General features: G+C 71.3%; 22 protein-coding genes. 12 read left to right on the top strand and 10 right to left on the bottom strand.

Annotated features, from left to right (window positions below; genetic code table 11):
• The first annotated feature begins 93 nt into the window (after positions 1-93).
• From caldi_RS13525 to caldi_RS13515, 3 genes are all read left to right on the top strand, one after another.
• Entirely contained in the window at positions 94-1,518 is a 1,425-nt protein-coding gene (locus caldi_RS13525; RefSeq protein WP_264842279.1) for an ABC transporter substrate-binding protein, read from the top strand.
• 109 nt (positions 1,519-1,627) lie between these two features.
• Positions 1,628-2,587 carry an ABC transporter permease gene (locus caldi_RS13520; protein WP_264842278.1) on the top strand — a complete coding sequence of 320 codons (960 nt, stop codon included), beginning with the start codon at positions 1,628-1,630 and terminating at the stop codon, positions 2,585-2,587.
• Complete coding sequence (locus caldi_RS13515) at positions 2,587-3,495, top strand: ABC transporter permease (protein WP_264842277.1); 909 nt, start codon at positions 2,587-2,589, stop codon at positions 3,493-3,495. The genes caldi_RS13520 and caldi_RS13515 overlap by 1 nt, the downstream gene beginning before the upstream one ends.
• Positions 3,496-3,564: 69 nt before the next feature.
• On the opposite strand, the gene caldi_RS13510 is transcribed toward caldi_RS13515, so the two are convergent.
• The 3 genes from caldi_RS13510 to caldi_RS13500 all read right to left on the bottom strand — a co-directional run bounded on the left by caldi_RS13510 (position 3,565) and on the right by caldi_RS13500 (position 4,860).
• A complete protein-coding gene (locus caldi_RS13510) occupies positions 3,565-3,996 on the bottom strand; it encodes a universal stress protein (protein WP_264842276.1) in 432 nt (143 codons plus the stop codon).
• A 163-nt stretch (positions 3,997-4,159) separates the two neighbouring features.
• The gene (locus caldi_RS13505; protein WP_264842275.1) at positions 4,160-4,399 is read right to left on the bottom strand and encodes a sulfurtransferase TusA family protein; all 240 of its coding nucleotides are present in this window, start codon (positions 4,397-4,399) and stop codon (positions 4,160-4,162) included.
• 47 nt (positions 4,400-4,446) lie between these two features.
• Positions 4,447-4,860: a DsrE/DsrF/DrsH-like family protein gene (locus caldi_RS13500; RefSeq protein ID WP_264842274.1), complete on the bottom strand. Its 414-nt coding sequence runs from the start codon at positions 4,858-4,860 to the stop codon at positions 4,447-4,449.
• A 243-nt stretch (positions 4,861-5,103) separates the two neighbouring features.
• Between caldi_RS13500 and caldi_RS13495 the strand changes: the two genes are divergently transcribed.
• Complete coding sequence (locus caldi_RS13495) at positions 5,104-5,757, top strand: hypothetical protein (protein WP_264842273.1); 654 nt, start codon at positions 5,104-5,106, stop codon at positions 5,755-5,757.
• Between the two features lie 13 nt (positions 5,758-5,770).
• Here caldi_RS13495 and caldi_RS13490 read toward each other — a convergent pair whose 3' ends face one another.
• The gene (locus caldi_RS13490; protein ID WP_264842272.1) at positions 5,771-6,118 is read right to left on the bottom strand and encodes an EscU/YscU/HrcU family type III secretion system export apparatus switch protein; all 348 of its coding nucleotides are present in this window, start codon (positions 6,116-6,118) and stop codon (positions 5,771-5,773) included.
• Positions 6,119-6,159: 41 nt separating this feature from the next.
• Positions 6,160-7,425, bottom strand: a complete 1,266-nt coding sequence (locus tag caldi_RS13485) for a flagellar hook-length control protein FliK (protein WP_264842271.1) — start codon at positions 7,423-7,425, stop codon at positions 6,160-6,162.
• A gap of 249 nt (positions 7,426-7,674) precedes the next feature.
• On the opposite strand from caldi_RS13485, the gene caldi_RS13480 reads away from it, so the two are divergent.
• Entirely contained in the window at positions 7,675-7,887 is a 213-nt protein-coding gene (locus caldi_RS13480) for an alpha/beta-type small acid-soluble spore protein (protein ID WP_264842270.1), read from the top strand.
• Between the two features lie 118 nt (positions 7,888-8,005).
• Here the strand turns inward: caldi_RS13480 and ccsB are convergent, their stop codons facing one another.
• The 3 genes from ccsB to caldi_RS13465 are packed head-to-tail and all read right to left on the bottom strand — an operon-like array spanning position 8,006 to position 11,268.
• Complete coding sequence (gene ccsB, locus caldi_RS13475; protein WP_264844810.1) at positions 8,006-9,184, bottom strand: c-type cytochrome biogenesis protein CcsB; 1,179 nt, start codon at positions 9,182-9,184, stop codon at positions 8,006-8,008.
• 12 nt (positions 9,185-9,196) lie between these two features.
• Positions 9,197-10,699 carry a cytochrome c biogenesis protein ResB gene (locus caldi_RS13470; protein WP_264842269.1) on the bottom strand — a complete coding sequence of 501 codons (1,503 nt, stop codon included), beginning with the start codon at positions 10,697-10,699 and terminating at the stop codon, positions 9,197-9,199.
• Entirely contained in the window at positions 10,696-11,268 is a 573-nt protein-coding gene (locus caldi_RS13465) for a TlpA family protein disulfide reductase (RefSeq protein ID WP_264842268.1), read from the bottom strand. The genes caldi_RS13470 and caldi_RS13465 overlap by 4 nt, the downstream gene beginning before the upstream one ends.
• A gap of 283 nt (positions 11,269-11,551) precedes the next feature.
• On the opposite strand from caldi_RS13465, the gene caldi_RS13460 reads away from it, so the two are divergent.
• The 4 genes from caldi_RS13460 to caldi_RS13445 all read left to right on the top strand — a co-directional run bounded on the left by caldi_RS13460 (position 11,552) and on the right by caldi_RS13445 (position 15,746).
• A complete protein-coding gene (locus caldi_RS13460) occupies positions 11,552-12,379 on the top strand; it encodes a metallophosphoesterase family protein (protein ID WP_264842267.1) in 828 nt (275 codons plus the stop codon).
• A gap of 127 nt (positions 12,380-12,506) precedes the next feature.
• Positions 12,507-12,986: a transcription elongation factor GreA gene (greA, locus tag caldi_RS13455; protein ID WP_264842266.1), complete on the top strand. Its 480-nt coding sequence runs from the start codon at positions 12,507-12,509 to the stop codon at positions 12,984-12,986.
• A gap of 63 nt (positions 12,987-13,049) precedes the next feature.
• Entirely contained in the window at positions 13,050-14,330 is a 1,281-nt protein-coding gene (locus caldi_RS13450; protein ID WP_264842265.1) for a M16 family metallopeptidase, read from the top strand.
• A 72-nt stretch (positions 14,331-14,402) separates the two neighbouring features.
• Positions 14,403-15,746: an alpha/beta hydrolase gene (locus caldi_RS13445; protein ID WP_264842264.1), complete on the top strand. Its 1,344-nt coding sequence runs from the start codon at positions 14,403-14,405 to the stop codon at positions 15,744-15,746.
• On the opposite strand, the gene caldi_RS13440 is transcribed toward caldi_RS13445, so the two are convergent.
• Together caldi_RS13440 and caldi_RS13435 are read right to left on the bottom strand one after the other, a co-directional pair.
• Positions 15,736-16,311 (bottom strand): RNA polymerase sigma factor, encoded by a 576-nt coding sequence (locus caldi_RS13440; protein WP_264842263.1) that lies wholly within the window; start codon positions 16,309-16,311, stop codon positions 15,736-15,738. The genes caldi_RS13445 and caldi_RS13440 overlap by 11 nt on opposite strands.
• A 65-nt stretch (positions 16,312-16,376) precedes the next feature.
• Positions 16,377-16,667, bottom strand: coding sequence for a hypothetical protein (locus caldi_RS13435; protein ID WP_264842262.1), 291 nt, complete (start codon positions 16,665-16,667; stop codon positions 16,377-16,379).
• A gap of 71 nt (positions 16,668-16,738) precedes the next feature.
• Here caldi_RS13435 and caldi_RS13430 point away from each other — a divergent pair, with 71 nt between their 5' ends.
• Genes caldi_RS13430 through caldi_RS13420 form a run of 3 tightly spaced genes read left to right on the top strand, consistent with a single transcriptional unit; the run spans position 16,739 to position 20,188 of the window.
• Positions 16,739-17,764 carry a TAXI family TRAP transporter solute-binding subunit gene (locus tag caldi_RS13430; RefSeq protein WP_264842261.1) on the top strand — a complete coding sequence of 342 codons (1,026 nt, stop codon included), beginning with the start codon at positions 16,739-16,741 and terminating at the stop codon, positions 17,762-17,764.
• The gene (locus caldi_RS13425) at positions 17,748-18,296 is read left to right on the top strand and encodes a DUF1850 domain-containing protein (RefSeq protein ID WP_264842259.1); all 549 of its coding nucleotides are present in this window, start codon (positions 17,748-17,750) and stop codon (positions 18,294-18,296) included. The genes caldi_RS13430 and caldi_RS13425 overlap by 17 nt, the downstream gene beginning before the upstream one ends.
• The gene (locus tag caldi_RS13420; protein WP_264842257.1) at positions 18,251-20,188 is read left to right on the top strand and encodes a TRAP transporter permease; all 1,938 of its coding nucleotides are present in this window, start codon (positions 18,251-18,253) and stop codon (positions 20,186-20,188) included. The genes caldi_RS13425 and caldi_RS13420 overlap by 46 nt, the downstream gene beginning before the upstream one ends.
• The last annotated feature ends 26 nt before the right edge of the window (positions 20,189-20,214 follow it).

Raw genomic sequence — 20,214 nt, 5'->3', positions numbered from 1 at the left:
GGTAGAGGTGCCCAACCGGCCGGCCAGACGGGGGCGCCTGCCGCCGCAGGTGAAGGGCAGGCGGCCCCGGCGCAAGGACCTCGGGAGCCCATCGTGCTTCGGGTCGCGCTGGACGCGGATCCTCCGAAACTGGACCCGCACCTGTCGTCGTCGGCCATCGACCGCCAGGTGCAGAACAACATCTTTGACAAGCTGGTGGAGCTCGACGAGAAGCTGAACGTCGTGCCGGAGCTTGCCACCGAGTGGAAGATTTCGGAGGACGGCAAGGTGTACACGTTCAAGCTTCGGCAGGGCGTGAAGTTCCATGATGGTACGGACTTCAACGCCGAGGCCGTGAAGTTCAACTTCGAGCGCATGTTGAACCCGGAGCTCAAGTCGCCGCGCCGCAACGAGGTCAGCATGGTCGAGAAGGTGGAGGTCCTCGACCCCTACACGGTGGCGATCACGCTCCAGAAGCCGTTCTCGCCCTTCCTGGGGATCCTGACCGACCGGGCCGGTATGATGGTGTCGCCAGCGGCGGTCCAGAAGTACGGGAACGACGGCTTTCTCAACCACCCGGTCGGCACCGGCCCCTTCAAGTTCGAGAGCCGGATCAAGGGCGACAGCATCACTCTCGTGAAAAACGAGTCGTACTGGCGACAGGGCCTGCCCAAGGCCGATAAGGTGATCTACAAGGTCATAACGGATCAGAACGTGGCCGTCGTGAATCTTCAAAGCGGACAGGTCGACATCCTGGATACCCGCACGATCCCCGACCAGCAGTTGCCCTCCCTGCGGCAGGACAAGCGAGTCGTCCTCGACGTGCGTTCCGGGCTGGGATATCAGGGTCTGTGGTTGAACGTGACGAAACCCCCGTTCGACAACAAGTGGCTGCGCAAGGCGGTGGACGCCGCCATCGACCGCGAAACGCTCGTGAAGGTGGTCTTCGGAGACGCGGCGAAACCGGGTTGGGGGCCGTTCCCGCCGTCCAGCCCGCTCTACGACGGGCAGGTGCCCAAGCGTGACCTGGCCAAGACCCGGGAGTTCCTCGAGAAGGGCGGGAAGCCGAACGGCTTCGAGTTCACCCTCAGCATCGCCCCGAGCCCCGAGACCCAGAAGATGGCCCAGGTGATCCAGGGCATGCTGGCCGAGGCGGGGATCCGGATGAACATCCAGCAGGTCGAGTGGGGCCAGCTGCTGGACGACCTCGACAACCTCCGTCACCAGGCCGGTGCGGTGGGTTGGAGCGGGCGAGCAGAGCCCGACCAGAACATCTACGCGTTCCACTACACCGGCGGCGGCTTCAACAACTCGGGTTACAGCAACCCGGTCGTCGACCAGCTGCTCGACAAGTCACGGGTTACCCAGGGCACCGAGCGAGAGCAGGTCTTCCGGCAGGTCCTGGAGATCCTGCGCGACGACGTGCCGTACATCTACCTGTACTACCCGGCCCAGAAACTCGCCTACAGCCCGAAGGTCAAGGGGCTGACGAATCACCCTGACGGCATGATCCGTCTCGAGAACGTCACCAAGGAATAGCGACCGAACTCTTGACAGCCGGCGGTGGCTGCCCCACGCCCGGGGCTGGACGGGGAGAACCCGGCCGGCCCCGGGCTTTGCGAATCTCGTCTGGAAAGGGGGCTCGAGCGTGCTCGCCTACCTCGGCAGGCGCTTGCTCCTCACCATCCCCCTACTCTTCGTGGTGTCATTTGTGGCCTTCGGCCTCGTTCACTTCCTTCCCGGGGACCCCGCCGACGTGATCCTGGGTCCCGAAGCGCCGCGAGAGGTCAAGGAGGCCCTGCGGGTCAAACTCGGCCTCAATCTTCCGCTCCACGTGCAGTATGGCCGTTGGCTGGCGAGGGTGGTGCAAGGAAACCTCGGCGAATCCCTGGTCGACGGTAGCCCGGTGGCCGGGCTCATCGCCCAGCGCCTGCCGGCCACCCTGGAACTGACTGTTCTGACGTTCGCGGTGTCGACGCTGATCGCCGTTCCCCTGGGGGTTGCCGCCGCCGTGCGACGTGCCACGGTGGTCGACTATCTGAGCTCGGGTGTCGCCCTGGTGGGGCTCTCGGTCCCTCACTTCTGGCTCGGTATGATGCTGATCCTTCTGTTCGCCGCCAAGCTCCAGTGGCTGCCGGCCTCCGGCTACGTGCCGCTGACGCAGGACCTCCGGGCGAACTTGATGGCGATGGCCCTCCCTGCTATGGCCACCGGGCTGCGGGAGTCCGGAGTGGTTGCCCGCTTCATGCGGAGCAGCCTCCTGGAGGTGCTGCGCAGCGACTACGTGCGGACGGCCCGCGCCAAGGGGTTGTCGGAGCGCGTCGTGATCTACCGCCATGCCATCCGGAACGCGCTGGTTCCCGTGATCACCGCCAGCGGGCTGCAGATCGCTGGTCTGCTGGGCGGTCTCGTCATCACGGAGACCATCTTCGTGATCCCTGGCTTCGGGCGGCTGATCGTGGACGCCATCTTCAGCCGGGACATCACGGTTGTCCAGGGAGCGGTGCTCGTGGCTGCCGTCATGGTCGTGGTCGTGAACCTCGTCGTGGACGTCGTGTACTCCCTGGTCGATCCCCGGGTGAAACTCGGCGGCGGGGGTGAGCGGTGATGGCGGCGGAACCGCAGTCCCCGGCATCGCTCCGGGTGGACATGAGCCCGCACAGCGCCCCGAAGGCCCCGCTGCGCGACTACTGGGTCCGGTTCCGTCGCAATCGGGCCGGGGTGATCGCCCTGTCGGCCGTCGGGTTCTTTGTCCTGGTTGCGGTCCTGGCGCCGTACCTGGCGCCGCATGACCCGCTGAAACAGGACTATTCCGCCCTGATGCGGCCGCCAGGCCCGAATCACCCTTTCGGGACCGACGCCCTGGGGCGCGACGTTTTGTCCCGTGTGGTTTACGGAGCACGGGTGTCCTTGCTGGCGGGGCTCATCTCCGTGGGCATCGCCCTGTCCGTGGGGCTCCCGGTGGGGCTTCTCACCGGCTACTACCGGGGATTCTGGGACGAATACGTGGTGATGCGGGTGGTGGACGGCCTGCAGGCGTTTCCTTTCCTCATTCTGGCCCTGGCGGTGGCTGCCGCCCTGGGGCCGGGCTTCACCAACGCCATGGTCGCCATCGGTCTCGGATACACCCCAGCCTTCGTCCGGATCGTGCGCGGGGCGGTGTTGGTGGTCCGTGAACAAGACTACGTTCAGGCCGCACGAGCCGCTGGTGCCACCTCGGGGCGGATCCTGCTCCGGCACGTGCTGCCGAACTGTCTGGCGCCCGTGCTCGTGCAGACAACGCTCGCCGTGGCGTCGGCCATCATCGCCGAGGCGGGCCTCAGCTACCTGGGGCTCGGCGTCCAGCCGCCCGCTCCGAGCTGGGGCTCGGCGCTCCGCGAAGCGCAGGGGTATCTCACCATGGCTCCGTGGATGGCCATCTGGCCGGGCCTGGCCATCTTCGCGACGGTACTCTCCCTGAATCTCCTGGGCGACGCGCTGCGGGACGCGTTGGACCCCCGGTTGCGCGGGGGTTGAGGCGCCGCTGGAGCGGGGAAAGCGGAGGCGGCTGTCCCGGGCCGGGACGGCCGCCTCCGCACCTGCGCATCACCTCACCACCAGCACAGGGCAACGGGCCCGATTCGCCACCGCACCGGACACGCTGCCGAGGAGGATCTCCCGGTGCGGGCTGCGGCCGCGGCTGCCGACCACGACGAGGTCGGCTCGCATCTCCGCCGCGAACTGGACGATGGACTCGGCCGGCACTCCCACCAGGCTCACGTCGTGGACGCGGGCCTTCGTCGCCCCGAGGGCCTCCCGGGTGCGGGCCAGGACGGGGGCGGCCACCTTCTGCACGCGCGGGTCGTTGCCGGAGGCGGGGACGTCGAAGATTCCCTCGTAGGCCGATGCGTCGGCGGGGAGCGGAAAGACGTAGACGAGGAACAGCTCGGACGCCTCGTTGAAGTTCAGGTACCGGGCGATCCACTGCGCGGCCTTGAGGCTGGCAGGCGATCCGTCGGTCCCCAGGATGCACCGCATCCTACCCACCTCCGGGGCGGTCTGTGATCCCAATGTACCCCCATGGGTATGTGCAGTCAACGGCGCCGCGCGGCGCCGTCACCTGCCCGGAAGAGGCCCGGGCCGGCTCCGCGGCCGGCCCGGGGTGGGAGGGAGGGAGGGATCTATGGACAGGGAGGGAGTGTCAGCGCATCTTGCGGACGATGATCTCGTTGTAGCCGTCCCGCGGGTAGGCCCCGATGTACTCGTGGCCCGCCTTCTGGGCCCAGAGAGGGATGTCCTTCAGCGATCCCGAATCGGAGGAGAGAACAGCCACCGTCTGCCCCACCTGGGCGTTCTTCACCGCCCGGATGAGCTCCATCATGGGGCCGGGGCAGTAGGCGCCGCGGGCATCCACGACGATGTCAGGCTTCACTTCTGCCATTACCGGTACACCCCCGCTACTCGTGTGGCCCGGGTTCAGGTCCGGGTTCAGATGAAGAGGCTGATCTCGCCCTGCCGGGCCTCCTCGATGAACTCGCCGACCCCGGCGACGCCGTCGACCACGTCCTCGAGGTCCTCCAGCTTGAGCTGGAACAGGTCCATGGTCATCCCACAGGCGTACACCTTGACGTCGCCGAGTTCCTTGGCGGTCCGGAGGGTGTCGAGCCAGGACGGGACCTTCTTCTCCTGCATGATCCGGGCCATCTCGGCGCCCATCGCCTCGTAGTCCTTACTCACCTGCAGCTGGGCGCCTGCCCCCTTCTTCAGTGCCATGAGGCCCCAGAAGGTCAGGAAGATGCGGACCTCCTGCCCCATCGCGACGGCGCCGGACGCCAGGATCGCGACGGGGTACAGCTTGTCGACCGTGCCCGAGAAGACGATCATCGAGAGCCGGTTCGCCATGCCGCCATGCCCTCCTCGAATGTCCTTGTGACAACTTGATCATACGGGTATGGGTATCTAGGCCGGTAGCCACATAGAGGCTATTCCGGCGTAGACTTTTCGCTTAGTACGGGCGCGGGGAGACCGAACCCGCGGGGGCAGGGCCTCGTTGTAAGAGATGGGATGAACAGGAATCCCCGGCACTCCAGCGCCGGGATCCGAGACAGCGGCGGACGGGGGCCGGGCAGGAGGTTGCGGAAGGGCATGGATCTGGAGGGGCTCTGGGAGCACGCGAAGGGGCACCTCCTCCGCCGTTACCCGGAGGGGGAGGCCATGCTGGAGGGGTGGCGCCGGGAGACGCCGGACCGGATGGACGACCGGGACCTGCTGCGCGAGTACGGCTGGGTCGTGGCGACGTGCGGGCTGACGGCGCGGGCGATCGAGCCCCGCTGGGAGGCGCTCGGCTCCGCCCTGGGCGGCTGGGACCCGGAGGCCGCGCTGCAAGCCGGGCCGGAACCTGCGCTCGCCGTCCTCCGCAACCGCAGGAAGGTCGAGGCCATCCTGTGGCTGGCCCGGGTCTTGGCGGAAAGCCCCGGGATCATGGGCACGCTGGCCCGCGAGGGCGCCCTGGCACCGGTGCTGGAACGGTTCCGGCAGTGGCCCTTCATCGGTCCGACCAACGCCTTCCACCTGGCCCGGAACCTGGGCTGGGACACGGTCGCGCGCAGCGGGCCCGTGGTGCGCCTGGCGGAGTTCTTCGGTTACGACGCGGAGGAACTGTGCGACGAGATCGGGCTCCTGGTGGGCGAGCGCCGGCGCGAGGTGGACCTCGTGCTGTGGCGGTGGGGCATCGACGTGGGTGACCAGGCGATGCTCCGCTGGGCAGACCTGTACCGCTCGCTCACGCCGGCAGGCTGAGAGGTCGTGACGGTCAGCCGAGCCAGCGCCGGGCGCGCTCGGCGTCCTGCCGGGCGACCCACAGCAGCACCTCGGCGACCGCCTCGTAGAGCGCCGGCGGGATGATCGCCCCCGCGCCGAGGGCTACCAGCGCCGCCGCGAGGCCGGGCTCCCGGCGGATCGGTACCCCGGCCTCGGCCGCGGTTTCCACGATGCGATCGGCCACACGACCCCGCCCCGCGGCGACCACCTGAGGCGCCTCCTGCCCCGGGTCGTAGCGTAGTGCGGCGGCCTCGCGCACGCGCCTGGCCGGCGGCATTCCCCCGTGACCCGCGCGTTCTTCGCTCCCTCGCTCCCGGTCCGCGTCCTGGTGTGCAGCCACCCGTCTCACCTCGCTACCCCGGTCCCTCCGTCCTGCCCGGTTCATACCCGCCGGTCGAGCCCGGGGGGAAGGCCCGCAGCGGGGGCCGGGACGAGGGATGGCGGCGCCGCGTCGCCCAGGGTGGCCTCGAGGCGGCCTGGGCGGAGCCCCCGGCCGCTGAGCCCCTGCCGCAGGTCCGGCAGGGCGGCGTCCAGCCAATCCCTGGCGCCAGGGTCGGCTGCCACCACCGTGACGGACACCGTGTCTGCCCTCCGGACCCGGATCCGGAGCGGCCCGAGACTGGGGGTGGTCAGGAACAGCTCGACCTCCGCCTCGCTCTCTCCTGCGGACACCCTGCGCTTTCCATCCCGCTTGCGGACCACCACGACCTCGTCCCCCAGGTGAGGGTGCAGCACGGGCAGGGGGACGACCAGCGGCGCGGGGATGTCCGCCCGGGCACCGCCGGAGACCGCCCGCAAGATGGCCCGGATCTCGCCGAGGAGTTCGCTTGCCTGCCTGCCGGCCGCCCCGGCAGCCTCGCCGGAGAGAAGTGCCTCCGCGCGGGCGAGCACCGCCGGGAGATCGGTGGCGGCAGGGGCCTCGCCGGGCAGGGGTTCAGGCGCCGGGCCCCCTCTCTGCGCGCCCACGTGCCCGGGTGGTTGCCCGTCTTCGGGTGGTCGCCAGCCCCACGCCCGGAGCTGCCCGGCGAGGGCCAGGAGCGGCGTGCTGTCCCCGACGCCCCGGCCCGCAGCCGCCCGGGCCGCCGCCGCGAGCCGGTCCGCCAGGGCTCGCAGGCGCACTGCCAGCGACCAGGGGGCAGGCGGTTCGCCCGCCCGGGTGAGGTTCAGCACTTCCTCGAACGTGACGGAGGCGCCGGTCGCATGGAGCCACGCGGCGGCCGCCGCGGCGGCCTCCTGCTGTGCCGCCGGGAACCGGCGGACCACCGCGGTCAGGGCGCCGACCGCCTGGGGGTCCAGAGGACGGCGAAGTGAGACCAGGGCACGGCGAACCGCCTGCTCGGCGTGCCCCCAGGCAGGTCCGGCCGCGACGTCAGCGGCCGGGCGGGCCGCGACCGGCCGGAGGAGGACCTGCGGTTCCGTCCGCCGCACCTCGAGCAGGAGGGACTGGCCGGGCCTGAGCGGCACCTCGGTCCGCGCGCGCACCTGCCGGCCGCCGAGGACGAGCAGCGCGAGGTCGCCGGACACGTCGGCGACCCAGGCGCGGACCCGCTCGCCCGCCTGCAAGGGCAGGTCCGGCAGCAGGTCTTGCAGCAGGGTCAGGCCGGCCTGCGGTGCCCGGCCGGCGCCAGGAACCGGCGTGGCGATCACCCCCGTCCCGTACGACCGATCGGCGCGCGCGGCGCCGTGACGGCGGCGCGCTGTGGAATCGACGGAGATTTCTCCTTCGCGACTTGCGCTCCCTGCCCTGCTGCCGCGACGCGCGCCGAAGCCGGCGGCAGCGCAGGGATCCGCTCCCGCCGGCGCCAGCGGCCGCGCGGCGGCGCCAACAACTGGTTTTCATAACGCGCCGTCAACGCGCCATGCTATAGCCAGCAGCAGCCGAGGAGGTGACGAACGATGCCGAACCGGAATCAGGCCGTGGTTCCCCAGGCCCGGGGCGCCCTCGAGAACCTGAAGTTCGAGACCGCCCAGGAGCTCGGGATCTCCAACTACCAGGGCTACAAGGGCGACCTGCCTTCGAAGATCAACGGTGCGGTCGGGGGCAACATGGTGCGGAAGATGATCCGCCTGGCCGAGACCCAGATCGCCGGCGGGACCGGCACCGTGTAAGTTCCCCGGCGGCATCGGGCGCCGGCAGGCGCCCTCCGAAACCGGCTATTCCCGGCGGGGAACTACCCGCCGGGCTTTTTGCACCCGCAACCCGCGTCCGTGGAGTCCGATACCCACTTCACACGTACGCGTGCAGGCCCGAGATGAGGAGGTTGACGCCCACCAGGGTGAACAGGATGACGACGAACCCGAGGGCGTTGACCCAGGCCGCCTTTCTGCCCTCCCAGCCCCGGACGATCCGCATGTGCAGGTACCCTGAGTAGAAGAGCCAGGAGATGAGCGCCCACGTCTCCTTCGGGTCCCAGCTCCAGTACGATCCCCAGGCCTTCTGCGCCCAGATCATGGCGAACACCAGCCCGCCGAGCGTGAAGAGCGGGAACCCGACCGCCACGCCGCGGTAGCTGATCTCGTCGAGGATCGCCGGGTCGAGCGTGGCGACCGTGCGCGCGGCGGCGACCCGGAGCGGCACCCGCAGGGCGAGGCGCAGGACACCGTACAGCACCAGCCCCCCGGCCAGCGAGATCAGGAGGGTGTTGAGCTTGCGGGCCGCGTTCGCCCCGGCCATCCACGCTGGCGTTTGGAAGAGGGGCAGCGGGACCCCGAGGAAGGTCCCCAGGGACCCGGGCGCCACGCCCTGCGGGCCGGCGAAGGGCGGCAGGCCGTACTCGACCACGTCGCCGAAGGGGCCCGCCACGGGCACGCGGTAGCCCGCCAGCTTCATGCCCAGGGCGAGGGCGATGAAGGCGACGAGCACGAGGCCGCAGAAGAGGATCGCCTCGAGCGCCCGTTCGCCTGCCCGCTCCTCCTCGCTGCGGGTCCGCAGGAGGTACATGAGCGCGGCCCCGAAGGACACCGCGAACGCCCCTTCCCCCAGCGCGGCGAAGCTGACGTGGAGCACGAGCCAGTAGCTCTGGAGGGCGGGCACCAGGGGCTGGACGTCGGTGGGGAACACCGAGGCGTAGGCGATCACGATCACGCCGACCGGGGCCACGAAGGCGCCCAGCGCCGGAAGCCGGTACCAGGCGTTGAGGAGCAGGTAGAAGAGCATCACCGACCAGCCGGTGAAGCTCATGTACTCGTACATGTTGCTGAGGGGGGCCTGGCCGGAGCCCACCCACCGGGTGACGATCCCCGCGGCCTGGGCCACCAGCCCGGCTCCCAGGAACCCGTTCGCCCAGGTGGCGAGCGGCCGGCTGTCCCGGGCGCGCCGGCGGACGAGCCGGTACACGAAGAGCACGGCGGACACCACGTACGCCACGAAGGCGACGAGGAACAGGGTGCGGCTCAGCGTGAGCATCGACACCGCCGCTCACCTCCCTGCGGGGGCCGGCGCCGCGGGGGTGGCCCCCAGGCTGGCGGCCAGGCGGGCGAACTCGCGGGCGAACAGCGCTCGGCCCCGGTGGGCCTGTCCGGCCACGTGCACCTCGGAGCCGTCGACCATCGCCCAGATCCGCCGGTGGGACAGGTAGAAGGTCAGGAACACACCCGCGGTCGCGATCGCCAGGCCCAGGTAGATGATGGGTACCCCCCGGTCCTGCTTGACGCGCAGGCCGGTCACGTTCACCTCGGTGAGCTCGCGGACCACGAACTCGAAGGGGAGGCTCTGGTCGAAGTGGACGTCGGGGTAGAAGGGGAAGAACCAGGTAGGACCGTGCACCGTGCCGCCGGCCGCGGTCACCCGGAAGACGAAGGCCGGGTTGAGGGGGTCGGGGGAGCGCGTGGTCGGACGGTTGGCGGCGTCCAGGGCGAAGTCCGGGTAGTAGTCCAGCACCGCCACCTCGAGGTCGCCGGCGCGGTACTGCGGGGCGGGATTGGTGAGGTCGACGGAGAACTCGCCGAGGACCTTCTCGGTCCCGCGGGCCCGGATCTGGATGACCGCCTTGTCGAGTTCGGTCCGGTAGCTGCTCTGGTACAGCTCCACCCCGCGGTGGGCCAGCGGCTCGTTCATGAGGATCCGGTGCTCCTTGACGGGCTGGCCGTTCTCGATGACCACCGCGTCGGTGGCGTACAGCTTCGGGCGGCCGTCGGGGTAGAACTCGGCGGTGAACCCCCGGCTGTGGACCGACCACCCCGTGCCCGGCACGGGGACGGTCTCCCCGTCGCGCACCCAGAGGAAGTCCTCGCGGTACCAACCGGGGATCGCCCGGGACATCCCGCCGAGAAGGACCACGATGAGGCCGGCGTGCAGGATGTACGGCCCCCAGCGCCCCCACCGCCCCTGCTCGGCGAAGAGGCGGTCACCGAGGATCGTCACGCGGTAGCGCCTGCGGCGGAGGGCGCCGGCCAGCGGGGCCAGCGGATCGGGGCCCGCCGGGAAGGTGAACCGCTGCGGCGCGTGGTGGAAGAACCCCGGAGGCGGAGCGACGGTGGGGCGGTGGAGCGCACGGTACAGGGGGATGCCGCGCTGAAGGGTGCAGACCGTGAGGCTCAGCCCCAGCATCCCCATCAGGGTGAGGAACCACCAGGACGTGTAGGCGTGACTCAGCCCGGTGGCGAGGATGATCCGCCCCCAGAGCGGACCGTACCGGGCCGGGTAGTACTGGTCCGGCGGCATCCAGGAGCTGTACTGCCCCTCCTGGTCGATCAGGGTGCCGAGCACCGCCGCGGCCGCAAGGAGGAACAGGAGCACGACGGCCACCGGTACCGAGGCGAAGAAGTCCCACACCCGGTCCAGCAGCCCACGCGGGCGGCGGGCCGCGTTCGGGCCGTGCGCCTTCTCCGCCGGCCGGGCGGCCGCCAGCGGCCGGCCGCAGTTGGCGCAGTAGCGCGCGCCGGCGTCGCTCACGTGGCCGCAGATACAGCTCACCGTCATGGCCGATCCGCCTCCAGGTACTGTGCCACCCACGCCTCCAGCTGCTGCCGGGGGACCATGCCGGCGACCCGCGCCCGGATGCGCCCCTCCGCATCGATGACGTACGTGGTCGGGAGCGGCACCACGTCGTACAGGCGCGCGAGCTGGCCCCGGCGGTCGATGACCACGGGGAAGTTCACCCCGACCCGCTCCAGGAAGGCCTTGACGGCCACCTCGCTCTCGCCGAGGTTGACGCCCAGGATGACGAGTCCCCGGTCGCGGTAGCGGCGGTACGCCTCGTCGAAGTACGGCATCTCCTCGCGGCACGGGGGACACCACGAGCCCCAGAAGTTGAGCACGACGAGCCGGCCCGATAGCTGGCGCAGGGCGACGGGCTTCCCGTCCAGGGTCGTGGCCGTGAAGTCGGGGGCCGGGCTGCCCACGGCCAACCCGCTTCCCAGGCCCGGGGCGCGCGCCGGCCGCACCAGCAGGTAGAGGATCCCCGCCAGGCCGAGGGCGAGGGCCGCCGCAGCCGCCAGCCTCCGCGGCCGCACGGCGGGACCCGTCATGGCCGGGTTGGGGCGAGCCATCGATCCCACCTCTCCGTGAAACGTCCGCCGATTTCACGCTAGCAGGAACTCCCGGCGGGCCACCATGCGCCATTCGGCTCTTTCCGCCATGAAAAAAAGGTCTAGTGCCCGGGCGAACCACGCGGCGGTCTAGACCGGAATCGCGCGAAAGAAGCCTGCGGACGCGGCGGGAGCCCTGTTAGACTGTTCGTGCGGTGGAGGATCCCGTCTCCGTCGCCTCGAAATAGCGACAAGTGATTCCGCCGGACCAGTGCGGCCCGGCGGCGCCGCGAGGGGTGGCTGGATGCGGATCCTCTTTGCCACCGATCTCCACGGCCGTACCTCCCTCTACCGGGCGATGTTCACGCTCGCCTGCAGGGCTCGGGCCGGAGCGGTCCTCCTGGGCGGCGACCTGCTCCCCCAGGCCCGCAGCCCGTGGGGGCAGGTCCAGTACGTCCAGGGGGAGTTCCGCTCGCTCCTGGCGTCCTTCCAGGCCGAGGCCGGGGTGCCGGTCTTCGCCGTCCTCGGCAACCACGACTGGGCTGCCGCCCGGCCGGCCCTCGCCGTGCTCGAGCGCCAGGGCCTCCTGCGGCTGATCGACGGGGCCGTCGCCGACCTCGGCGACGGCTGGCAGGTGGTCGGGTACAGCTGCGTTCCGGTGACTCCGTTCCCCCTGAAGGATCACGAGCGGCGGGACCTCCCGGACGATGCCCTGCCCGAGGGCCGCGCCTGGGTGAGCGGTGCGAACCGGGCGGTGGAGGTGGACGCCCGCCGGTGGCTGCGGGAGCTCCCCAGCATCGCCGAGGAGCTCGAGGCGCTCCCGCGCCCTCGCGACCCGGCGCGGTCGGTGTACGTCGTGCACGGCCCGCCCCACGCGACCGCCCTGGACCGGACGGGAGACGGCCTCTCCGTGGGGAGCCGGGCCCTGCGGGCCTTCCTGGCCCGTGAGCAACCCGCGCTCGCCCTCTTCGGTCACATCCACGAGGCGCCGTGGGTCTCGGGGCGTTACTGGGACCATGTGGGCCGCACGCTGTGCCTCAACCCGGGGCAGGGGGAGCCGCTGCACGCGGTGCTGCTGGACACCGAGGACCCGGAAGGTTCCCTGCAGCATACCCTTCTGCAGCGACGATAGCGGGCGGGGACGGGGGCTTGGACAGCCCCGGGGTGGCGGTGTATAAATGATGTGAGCCTCGGGGCACCTGCACCGGCAGGGGCTCCGGCTTCATTGTCACACGGGAAGGTTGGGGAGAGACACGCGGATGGAGGAACGGGAGATCATCCTGTCCCCGGAAGGCCTGCGCCGCATCCAGGAGGAGCTGGACTACCTCAAGAACGTTCGCCGGAAGGAAGTCGCCCAGCGGCTCAAGGAGGCCCGGTCGCTCGGCGACCTCAGCGAGAACGCCGAGTACGACGACGCCCGCAACGAGCAGGGCTTCATCGAGGGCCGCATCGCGCAGCTGGAGAAGACGCTGCGCAACGCCCGGGTGATGACCCTCACCGAGGAGGGCGGCGAGGACGTCGTTCGCCTCGGCTCCCGGGTCAAGCTGCGTGACCTGGAGTTCGGCGAGATCGAGGAGTACACCATCGTCAGCTCGGTCGAGGCCAGTCCCGCGGAGAGGCGGATCTCCAACGAGTCGCCTGTCGGGCGCGCGATCCTGGGCAAGAAGCCCGGCACCGTTGTCACCGTCGAGGCGCCCATGGGCCCCATCAAGTACGAGATCGTGGAAATCGTGCACTGAGCGCCCGCCGGGGTCCGCGGCGGCCGCCGCGGGCCCCGTGCCGGCGCCGACAGGAGGCTCGACGTGCAGGAGACGCTTCGCGACCCACCGAGGGCGGCCGGGCCCCGGGTGGAGGTCCTGCCCAACGGGCTCCGGGTGGCGGTCGAACGTGTGCACCACGCGCGGTCGGTGGCCGTCGGGGTGTGGCTGGGAGCAGGCTCGCTCTACGAACGGCCCGGGGAGGCGGGCGCGGCCCACTTCCTGGAGCACATGTTGTTCAAGGGGACCATCCGCCGGAGCGGCCGGGCCCTGGCCGACCTGATGGACGCCACCGGCGGCGAGTTCAACGCGGTCACGGGCCGGGAGACCACGTGCTACTACGGCTGGGTCCTGGCCGACCAGTGGCCCCGCGCCGTCTCGATCCTCGCCGAGCTCCTGCTGGAGAGCCGGATCGACGCGGCGGCGGTGGAGCAGGAGCGCCTGGTCATCTTGGAGGAGATCCGGGGCGAGGAGGAGGCGCCCGAGAGCCGCGCCCTCATGGACCTCGACCGCCTGCTCTGGGGCCGGCATCCCTACGGCCGGCCGATCGCCGGCACGGTGCGGAGCGCCTCGCGGCTGACCCGGGAACAGCTCCTGCGCCTCAAGGAAGAGCTGTACACCCCGGACAACGCCGTCGTGAGCCTGGCCGGCAACGTCGACCCGGACGCCGCCGTCGAGGCCGTGCGCGCGGCCTTCGGCGGGTGGACCGGCCGCCGGGCCCGGCGGCCAGGGCGCCCGCCCAGGCCTGTGGGCGGCGTGGGGGTGCGCCGCCGGCGCCTCGACCAGGCCCACCTGGTCTTCGGTTCGCCGGGGCCGGGGCTCGGCACGCGGGAGCTGTACCCCGCCCTGGTCCTCAGCACCCTGCTCGGCGGCGGGCAGAGCTCCCGGCTCTTCCAGCGGATCCGCGAGGACGAGGCGCTGGCGTACACCGTGTACAGCTTTCACGAGGCGTACCGCGGCAGCGGTGCGGCCGGCGTCTACGCGGCCGTACGCCCGGACGGCGCCGTCCGGGCTGCGTCCCTCATCCGGGCGGAATTCGAGCGGCTCGCGCAGGGGCCGATCGATCCCGGGGAGCTCGAGCGTGCCCGGATGCAGCTCAAGAGCAGCGTGGTCTTCGGCCTCGAGTCGATGGTCGAGCGGATGAACCGCATGGGCGAGCAGCTCCTGCTCCTGGGGCGCGTGACGGACCCGGAGGAGCTGATCGCGCGCATCGACGCCGTCACCGCCGAAGACGTGCAGGCGGCCGCCCGGGCGATCTGGGGGGCGGGCCCGCTCGTCACGGCGGCCGTGGGGCCGGTGAGCCGGCCGGACATCGCCGGCGTCTGACCGGGGTATGGGACCGGGGGTTGCCGGGCAGGATGAATCGGTACCGAACCGCGCTCCCCGGGTGATCTGGCGTTGCACCTTCCCAAGGGCCTGGCCCTGGCCGCCCTGGTGGCGGTGGGTTTCCTGGTCTTGCGGCCTCGCCTGGACGGCGCCGTCCCGCGCGGCCCCGTGACGCTCGGCCCAGGCGCTGCGCCCGTCCGGGGGCCGTCCGGGGCCCGACCGGATCCGCCCGCGCTTTCCGGGCCGGGTGCGTCGGCCGGCGAACGGCCCGCGGCGCCCGCTTCCCCCGACCCGGGCGGGTCCTGGGTCCGAGTGGCCGCGCGACTGGAAGCCCTCCCCCCGGAGGACCGCCGCGCCCTGGCGGCCGCCTGGGCAGGGCATCTTCGCCGCGCCGGCACCCCGGTGTGGGAGGCGGGGCGGGCCTACCTGTTCTTCGCCGGCACGGCCCGGCAGGTCGAGGTCGCCGGCGACTTCACCGACTGGCACGCGGCCCCGCTCCGCCCCGTTGCCGGCACGGACCTCTGGGTCATCGGCGCGGACCTGCCGGACACGGCGGTCGTCTCGTACCGCCTCCTCGTGGACGGCCGCTCCCAGGCCGATCCGCTGAACCCCCGCCGCACGCGCGGCCTGGGGCTCGACTTCTCCGTGATCATGGGCCCCCGCGCGCCCGGCGAGGAGCCCCCGGCGGGGCTTCCGGCACGGACCGCCGCCACGCGCCTGGAAGTTCGCAGCCGGTACCTGGAGCGCACCGTGACGGCAGCCGTCCACGTGCCCGGAGCGTGTTCCCGCCGCACCCCCTGTCCCGTCCTCTACGCGGCCGACGGCCCCGATTACACCGGCGAAGGCCGCCTCCCCGCCATCCTGGCGGCCGAGGCGGCGGCAGGCCGGGTGCCGGCGCTGGTGCTGGTGGCGATCGACCCGCCCCCGGACCCCTTCCGCCGCACCGCCGAGCTCTTGCCGGGGGTCCTGGGGGACGCCTGGCCGCGGTTTCTCGCCGAGGAGCTCCTTCCGGCCGTGGAGACCCGCCTCCCGGTCCGCGGCGGCCGGGAGAACCGGGCGCTGCTGGGCCTCTCGGCGGGGGCGGCGGGGATGCTCCACGCCGCGCTCGTCCGGCCGGACGACTTCGGCCGGGTGATCGCGCAGTCGCCGGCCTCCCTGCCCCCGGTCCTCGCCGAGGCGGTGGCGCGCCTTCGCGGAGCGCCCCCCCGGGTCTGGTTGACCTGGGGCAGCTACGAGCGGAACATCTTCGGGCTGGACATCGCCGCCGACGCGCGCCGGCTCTACCGCGACCTCCGGGTGGGGGGCTTCCCGCTGGCGGGCGGCGAGCGGCCGGCCGGACACACGATGGCCATGTGGCGGCGGGACCTTCCCGCCGCCCTGCGGTGGACGTGGAGCACGGAGGGGGCTAGGCGCTGACCCGCTCGATCTCCTGGCGCAGGCGAGTGCGCGCCCGGAAGAGGCGGGACTTGACGGTACCCTCGGGGACGCGCAGGGCCCGGGCGATCTCCACGTACGACTGCCCGCGCAGGTCCCGGCGGATGACGACCTCCCGGTACGGCGGCTCCAGGAGGCTGACGGCCCGGCGGACGCAGCGCTGGACCTCGCGGCGCTCCGCCACCTCGGCCGGATCGGGGGGTGACTCGGCGGCCAGCACCGGCACGGCCGGCGCAGGGCCGGCGGCCGGCGCGACCGGATCGGCGCCCGGCGCCCCATCGCCCAGGGGCACCGGGCGCCGGCGGCGACGGCGCAGTTCATCATAGCACGTGCGGTGGACGATGCGGCAGAGCCAGGTGGAGAACTGGGAGTCGCCCCGGAACTGACCGAGGTGGGTGTAGGCGCGGATGAGCGCTTCCTGAACGGCGTCCAGGGCGTCCGGCTCGTTTCCCATCAGCCCCATGGCCAGGCGGAGCATCTGCCCCTCGCAGCGGGCGACCTCGTGCTCGAAGTCGACGGACGTGCTGGGCCGCTCGGCGACCTCCAACCGACTTCCCCTCCCGGTACCCGAACGGTGACTCCATATCCGGAACGCCCGAGCCGTCCGGAAGGTTACGGCGCGCCGGGCGAACCTTCCCAGGTGATCCGGTAAATCGCCCCCGCGCGGTCGTCCGTGACCAGGAGAGCGCCGTCCGGCGCCACCAGCACGTCGACCGGCCGCCCCCATGCCTCGCGGCCCCGGAGGAACCCGGCGAGGAAGTCGGCGGGGGGCCCTGCGGGCCGCCCGGCGCGGAACGGGATGGCGATCACCTTGTAGCCGGTGGGGACGGAACGGTTCCACCGGCATGGGCCGTCACCTCCGTGCGGATCGCGATTCGCCGGACAGGCGGTGCTCCCTTCCAAGAGGGGAAGCCCGGTTCACCGCAGAACTATTAGCCGGACAGACAGAAGCGCGTACAGAGGGGGCTTTTCTGTTGCGCAAGCGTAGCGGAGTTCTCCTGCTCGCCGCCCTGCTGAGCGCCAGCCTGCTGGCGGGCTGCGGCGGCTCCCAGAGCACGGGCGGGACCGGCGGCGCCGGCGGCTCGAGCCAGGCGCAGTCCTCGAAGCCGGCCCAGAAGACCGAACTCATCTTCGCCACGGGCGGAACCGGCGGTACTTACTATCCTCTGGGCGGCGGCATGGCCAAGGTGTGGGCCGACAACATCCCCGGCCTGAACGTGACGGTCCAGTCCACCGGCGCTTCGGTGGCCAACATCCGGGCCCTGGGCAAGAAGGAAGCCGACCTGGCCCTGATCCAGAACGACACCGCGGACTACGGCAGGAGCGGCAAGGAAGCCTTCGCCGAGAAGAACGAGAAGTACACGAACTACCTCGCCGTCGCCGCTCTCTATCCTGAGGTCGTCCAGATCGTGGTGCCGGCCGACAGCCCCGTCAAGACGATCGAGGACCTGAGGGGCAAGCGGGTGGTGGTGGGCGCCGCCGGTTCCGGCACGGAGCTGAACGCCCGCCAGATCTTCGGTACCTACGGGCTGGACTACAAGGACCGCAAGGACCTCGAGCCGCTCTACCTCTCCTTCGCCGAGGGCGCCGCGGCGATGAAGGACAAGCAGGCCGACGCCCTCGTCATCGTCTCCGGCGTGCCCACCGCCTCCCTGGCCGACCTGGAGACCGCGACGAACATCCGGCTCCTCCCGGTCGACGCGGAGAAGGTGAAGCAGGTCTACCCGTTCTTCGTGAAGTACACCGTCAAGGCCGGCACGTACAAGGGCATGACCCAGGACACCGACGTGGTCGCCCTCAAGGCGACCCTGGTGGTCCGGGACGAACTGCCTGAGGACCTGGTCTACCAGATGACGAAGGTGCTCTTCGAGAAGGCGGGCGACATCGGCCACGCCAAGGCGAAGGAGTTCGACGTGAAGCAGGCAGCCGACGGCGTTACCATTCCGTTCCACCCGGGCGCGGCGAAGTACCTGAAGGAGAAGGGTGTCGACGTCAAGTAAGCGTCGCTGCGCGGTGGGGGCGGCGGCCCTGGCGGCCGTCGCCCTCCTCCTGTTCCCGTCGCGGGCCCTGACGGTGCGAGGGGCCCGCGACGGAGACCTGATCTGGGCGGCGCCCGTCCGGGCGGGCGAGGAGTTCCGCCTCACCTGGATCCACACCGTCACCCGGCGCCCGGTCACCGAAACCTACGCTGTCACCGCGGGCGGCCGCCTTCGCCTCGTCGAGATGGTCTTCGACCAGTTCGGCGCCAACCTGCCCCATCGCCCCGAGGGGGGCACGACCTGGCGCATCGAGCGGGACCGGATCGTCGTCACCGGCTACGACACGGTGCTGGACCGCCTCTACCTGGGGGTGGCGCCCTACGGCCACTGGCTGCAGGTGGGGGGCCGGGAGTGGGACCTCCTCGCCGGGGCGGGGGCAGACCGGTCCGTCCGGCTGGCCGCAGAGCGACTGCCCTTCATCCGGATCCTCGTGACGGAGGTGTGGCAATGGCGCAACACCCGACCCCTGCGCGGAACGCCGAAGAGGAGCTGATGGTGAAGCTCGACCGGGAGTCGGGGTACCGGCGGCTGACCGGGAAGTGGGCCGTGGCCATCGCGTTCCTGGGGGTGGCCCTGGGCCTCTTCCACCTGTACACGGCCGCCACGCTCCCGCTGCCGGCGCAGATGCAGCGGGCGACCCAGCTGGCGATCGCGCTGGGCATGATCTTCCTGCTCTACCCGGCCCGCAGGGGCGACATCAAGGGCCGCGTGCCCTGGTACGACGTGCTGCTGGCCATCCTCGGCCTGGCCGCGGGCTTCTACCCGGTCGTGTTCTACGAGGACCTGGTGGCCCGGGCCGGGCTGGTGACGACCCTCGACCTGACGGTGGCGGCGGTGGGGACGCTCCTGGTGCTGGAGGCCACCCGGCGCGTGGCCGGATGGCCGATGGTGCTGGTGGCCCTGGGCTTTCTGGCCTATGCCCTGTGGGGCAACCTGCTGCCCGGGCTCTTCCGCCACCGCGGCTACTCCCTGGCCAGGCTCCTGGAGCACACCTACCTGGGCCTGGAGGGCATCTTCGGCATCCCTCTCGGCGTCTCGGCCACGGTGATCTTCGTCTACCTGCTGTTCGCCCAGTTCCTGGAGAAGACGGGCATCCGGCAGTTCTTCGTCGACATTGCCATGGCGCTGACGGGGCAGAGCCCGGGCGGGCCGGCCAAGGTGGCCGTGGTCTCCAGCGCCCTGGAGGGGACCATCTCGGGGTCCTCGATCGCCAACACCGCGGGGTCGGGCTCCTTCACCATCCCGATGATGAAGCGACTGGGCTACCGGCCGGAGTTCGCGGCGGCGGTGGAGGCGTCGGCCTCCACGGGCGGGCAGCTGATGCCGCCGATCATGGGCGCCGCCGCCTTCGTGATGGTGGAGTTCCTGAACATCCCGTACATCGAGATCGCCAAGGCGGCGGCGATCCCCGCCCTCCTCTACTTCACCGGGGTCTTCCTGATGGTCCACCTCGAGGCCCTGCGCAGCGGTCTCACGGGGCTTCCCCGCGACCAGTTGCCCCGGCTGAAGGACGTGGTCCTGAAGCAGGGGTACCTGGTGATCCCGCTGGTGGTGATCTTCTGGCTCATGGACGCCGGCTTCAGCCCCGCCCGGGCCGCGGTCTACGGCATGGCCCTGGCCTGGGTCTTCGGACTCTTGCGGCCGGCGACCCGGATGGGCATCCGTGCGATCCTCCGGACCCTGGAAGAAGCGGCCCGCAGCGCCCTCGGGGTGATCGCGGCCTGCGCGACCGCCGGCATCATCGTCGGCGTGGTGACCCTGACCGGGATCGGCCTCAAGCTGTCCAACAACCTGCTGGACCTGGCGGGGCAGAACCTCTGGGTGGCGCTCTTCTTCACCATGATCGCCTCGCTGGTCCTGGGGATGGGGCTGCCCACCACAGCGACGTACATCGTGCTGGCCACCATGGCCGCCCCGGCCCTGGAGAAGCTGGGGGTGGCGCCCATCGCCGCCCATCTCTTCGTCTTCTACTTCGGGATCGTCGCGGACATCACGCCGCCCGTGGCGCTGGCCTCCTACGCGGGGGCGGCGATCGCCGGGGCGAACCCGATGAAGACGGGCGTCGAGTCGGTGAAGCTGGCCCTGGGAGCGTTCCTGGTGCCCTACATCTTCGCCGTCTCCCCGAGCCTCGTGCTGGTGGGGGCGACGCCCCTCAAGATCCTGCTGATCCTTCTCACCGCCACCACCGGGATGGCGGCCCTGGGGGCAGCGGTGACCGGCCACCTGAGCACCTCCCTGCGCGCCCTGGAACGGCTGGCCCTGGCGGTCGGGGGTATCCTGCTTGTCGACCCCGGGCTGATGACCGACCTGGCCGGCGCCGCGGTGGTGGTGGGGGTGTTCGCGGTCCAGTTCCTGCGGGCCCGGCGGCAGCCCCGGCCGGCTTGAACCGGGCGGGCAGCATCCTTATACTG

It is taken from the genome of Caldinitratiruptor microaerophilus (assembly GCF_025999835.1).
Classification (GTDB): Bacteria; Bacillota; Sulfobacillia; order Symbiobacteriales; family ZC4RG38; genus Caldinitratiruptor; species Caldinitratiruptor microaerophilus.
This window is presented reverse-complemented; position numbering and strand designations above follow the sequence as displayed.

What these genes read in the sequence shown, in the direction of transcription:
- caldi_RS13515 (WP_264842277.1), top strand. Translation starts at nt 2,587, where the DNA reads ATGGCGGCGGAACCGCAGTCCCCGGCATCGCTCCGGGTGGACATGAGC.
- caldi_RS13510 (WP_264842276.1), bottom strand. Translation starts at nt 3,996, where the DNA reads ATGCGGTGCATCCTGGGGACCGACGGATCGCCTGCCAGCCTCAAGGCC.
- caldi_RS13505 (WP_264842275.1), bottom strand. Translation starts at nt 4,399, where the DNA reads ATGGCAGAAGTGAAGCCTGACATCGTCGTGGATGCCCGCGGCGCCTAC.
- caldi_RS13500 (WP_264842274.1), bottom strand. Translation starts at nt 4,860, where the DNA reads ATGGCGAACCGGCTCTCGATGATCGTCTTCTCGGGCACGGTCGACAAG.
- caldi_RS13495 (WP_264842273.1), top strand. Translation starts at nt 5,104, where the DNA reads ATGGATCTGGAGGGGCTCTGGGAGCACGCGAAGGGGCACCTCCTCCGC.
- caldi_RS13480 (WP_264842270.1), top strand. Translation starts at nt 7,675, where the DNA reads ATGCCGAACCGGAATCAGGCCGTGGTTCCCCAGGCCCGGGGCGCCCTC.
- ccsB (WP_264844810.1), bottom strand. Translation starts at nt 9,184, where the DNA reads ATGCTCACGCTGAGCCGCACCCTGTTCCTCGTCGCCTTCGTGGCGTAC.
- caldi_RS13470 (WP_264842269.1), bottom strand. Translation starts at nt 10,699, where the DNA reads ATGACGGTGAGCTGTATCTGCGGCCACGTGAGCGACGCCGGCGCGCGC.
- caldi_RS13465 (WP_264842268.1), bottom strand. Translation starts at nt 11,268, where the DNA reads ATGGCTCGCCCCAACCCGGCCATGACGGGTCCCGCCGTGCGGCCGCGG.
- caldi_RS13460 (WP_264842267.1), top strand. Translation starts at nt 11,552, where the DNA reads ATGCGGATCCTCTTTGCCACCGATCTCCACGGCCGTACCTCCCTCTAC.
- greA (WP_264842266.1), top strand. Translation starts at nt 12,507, where the DNA reads ATGGAGGAACGGGAGATCATCCTGTCCCCGGAAGGCCTGCGCCGCATC.
- caldi_RS13420 (WP_264842257.1), top strand. Translation starts at nt 18,251, where the DNA reads ATGGCGCAACACCCGACCCCTGCGCGGAACGCCGAAGAGGAGCTGATG.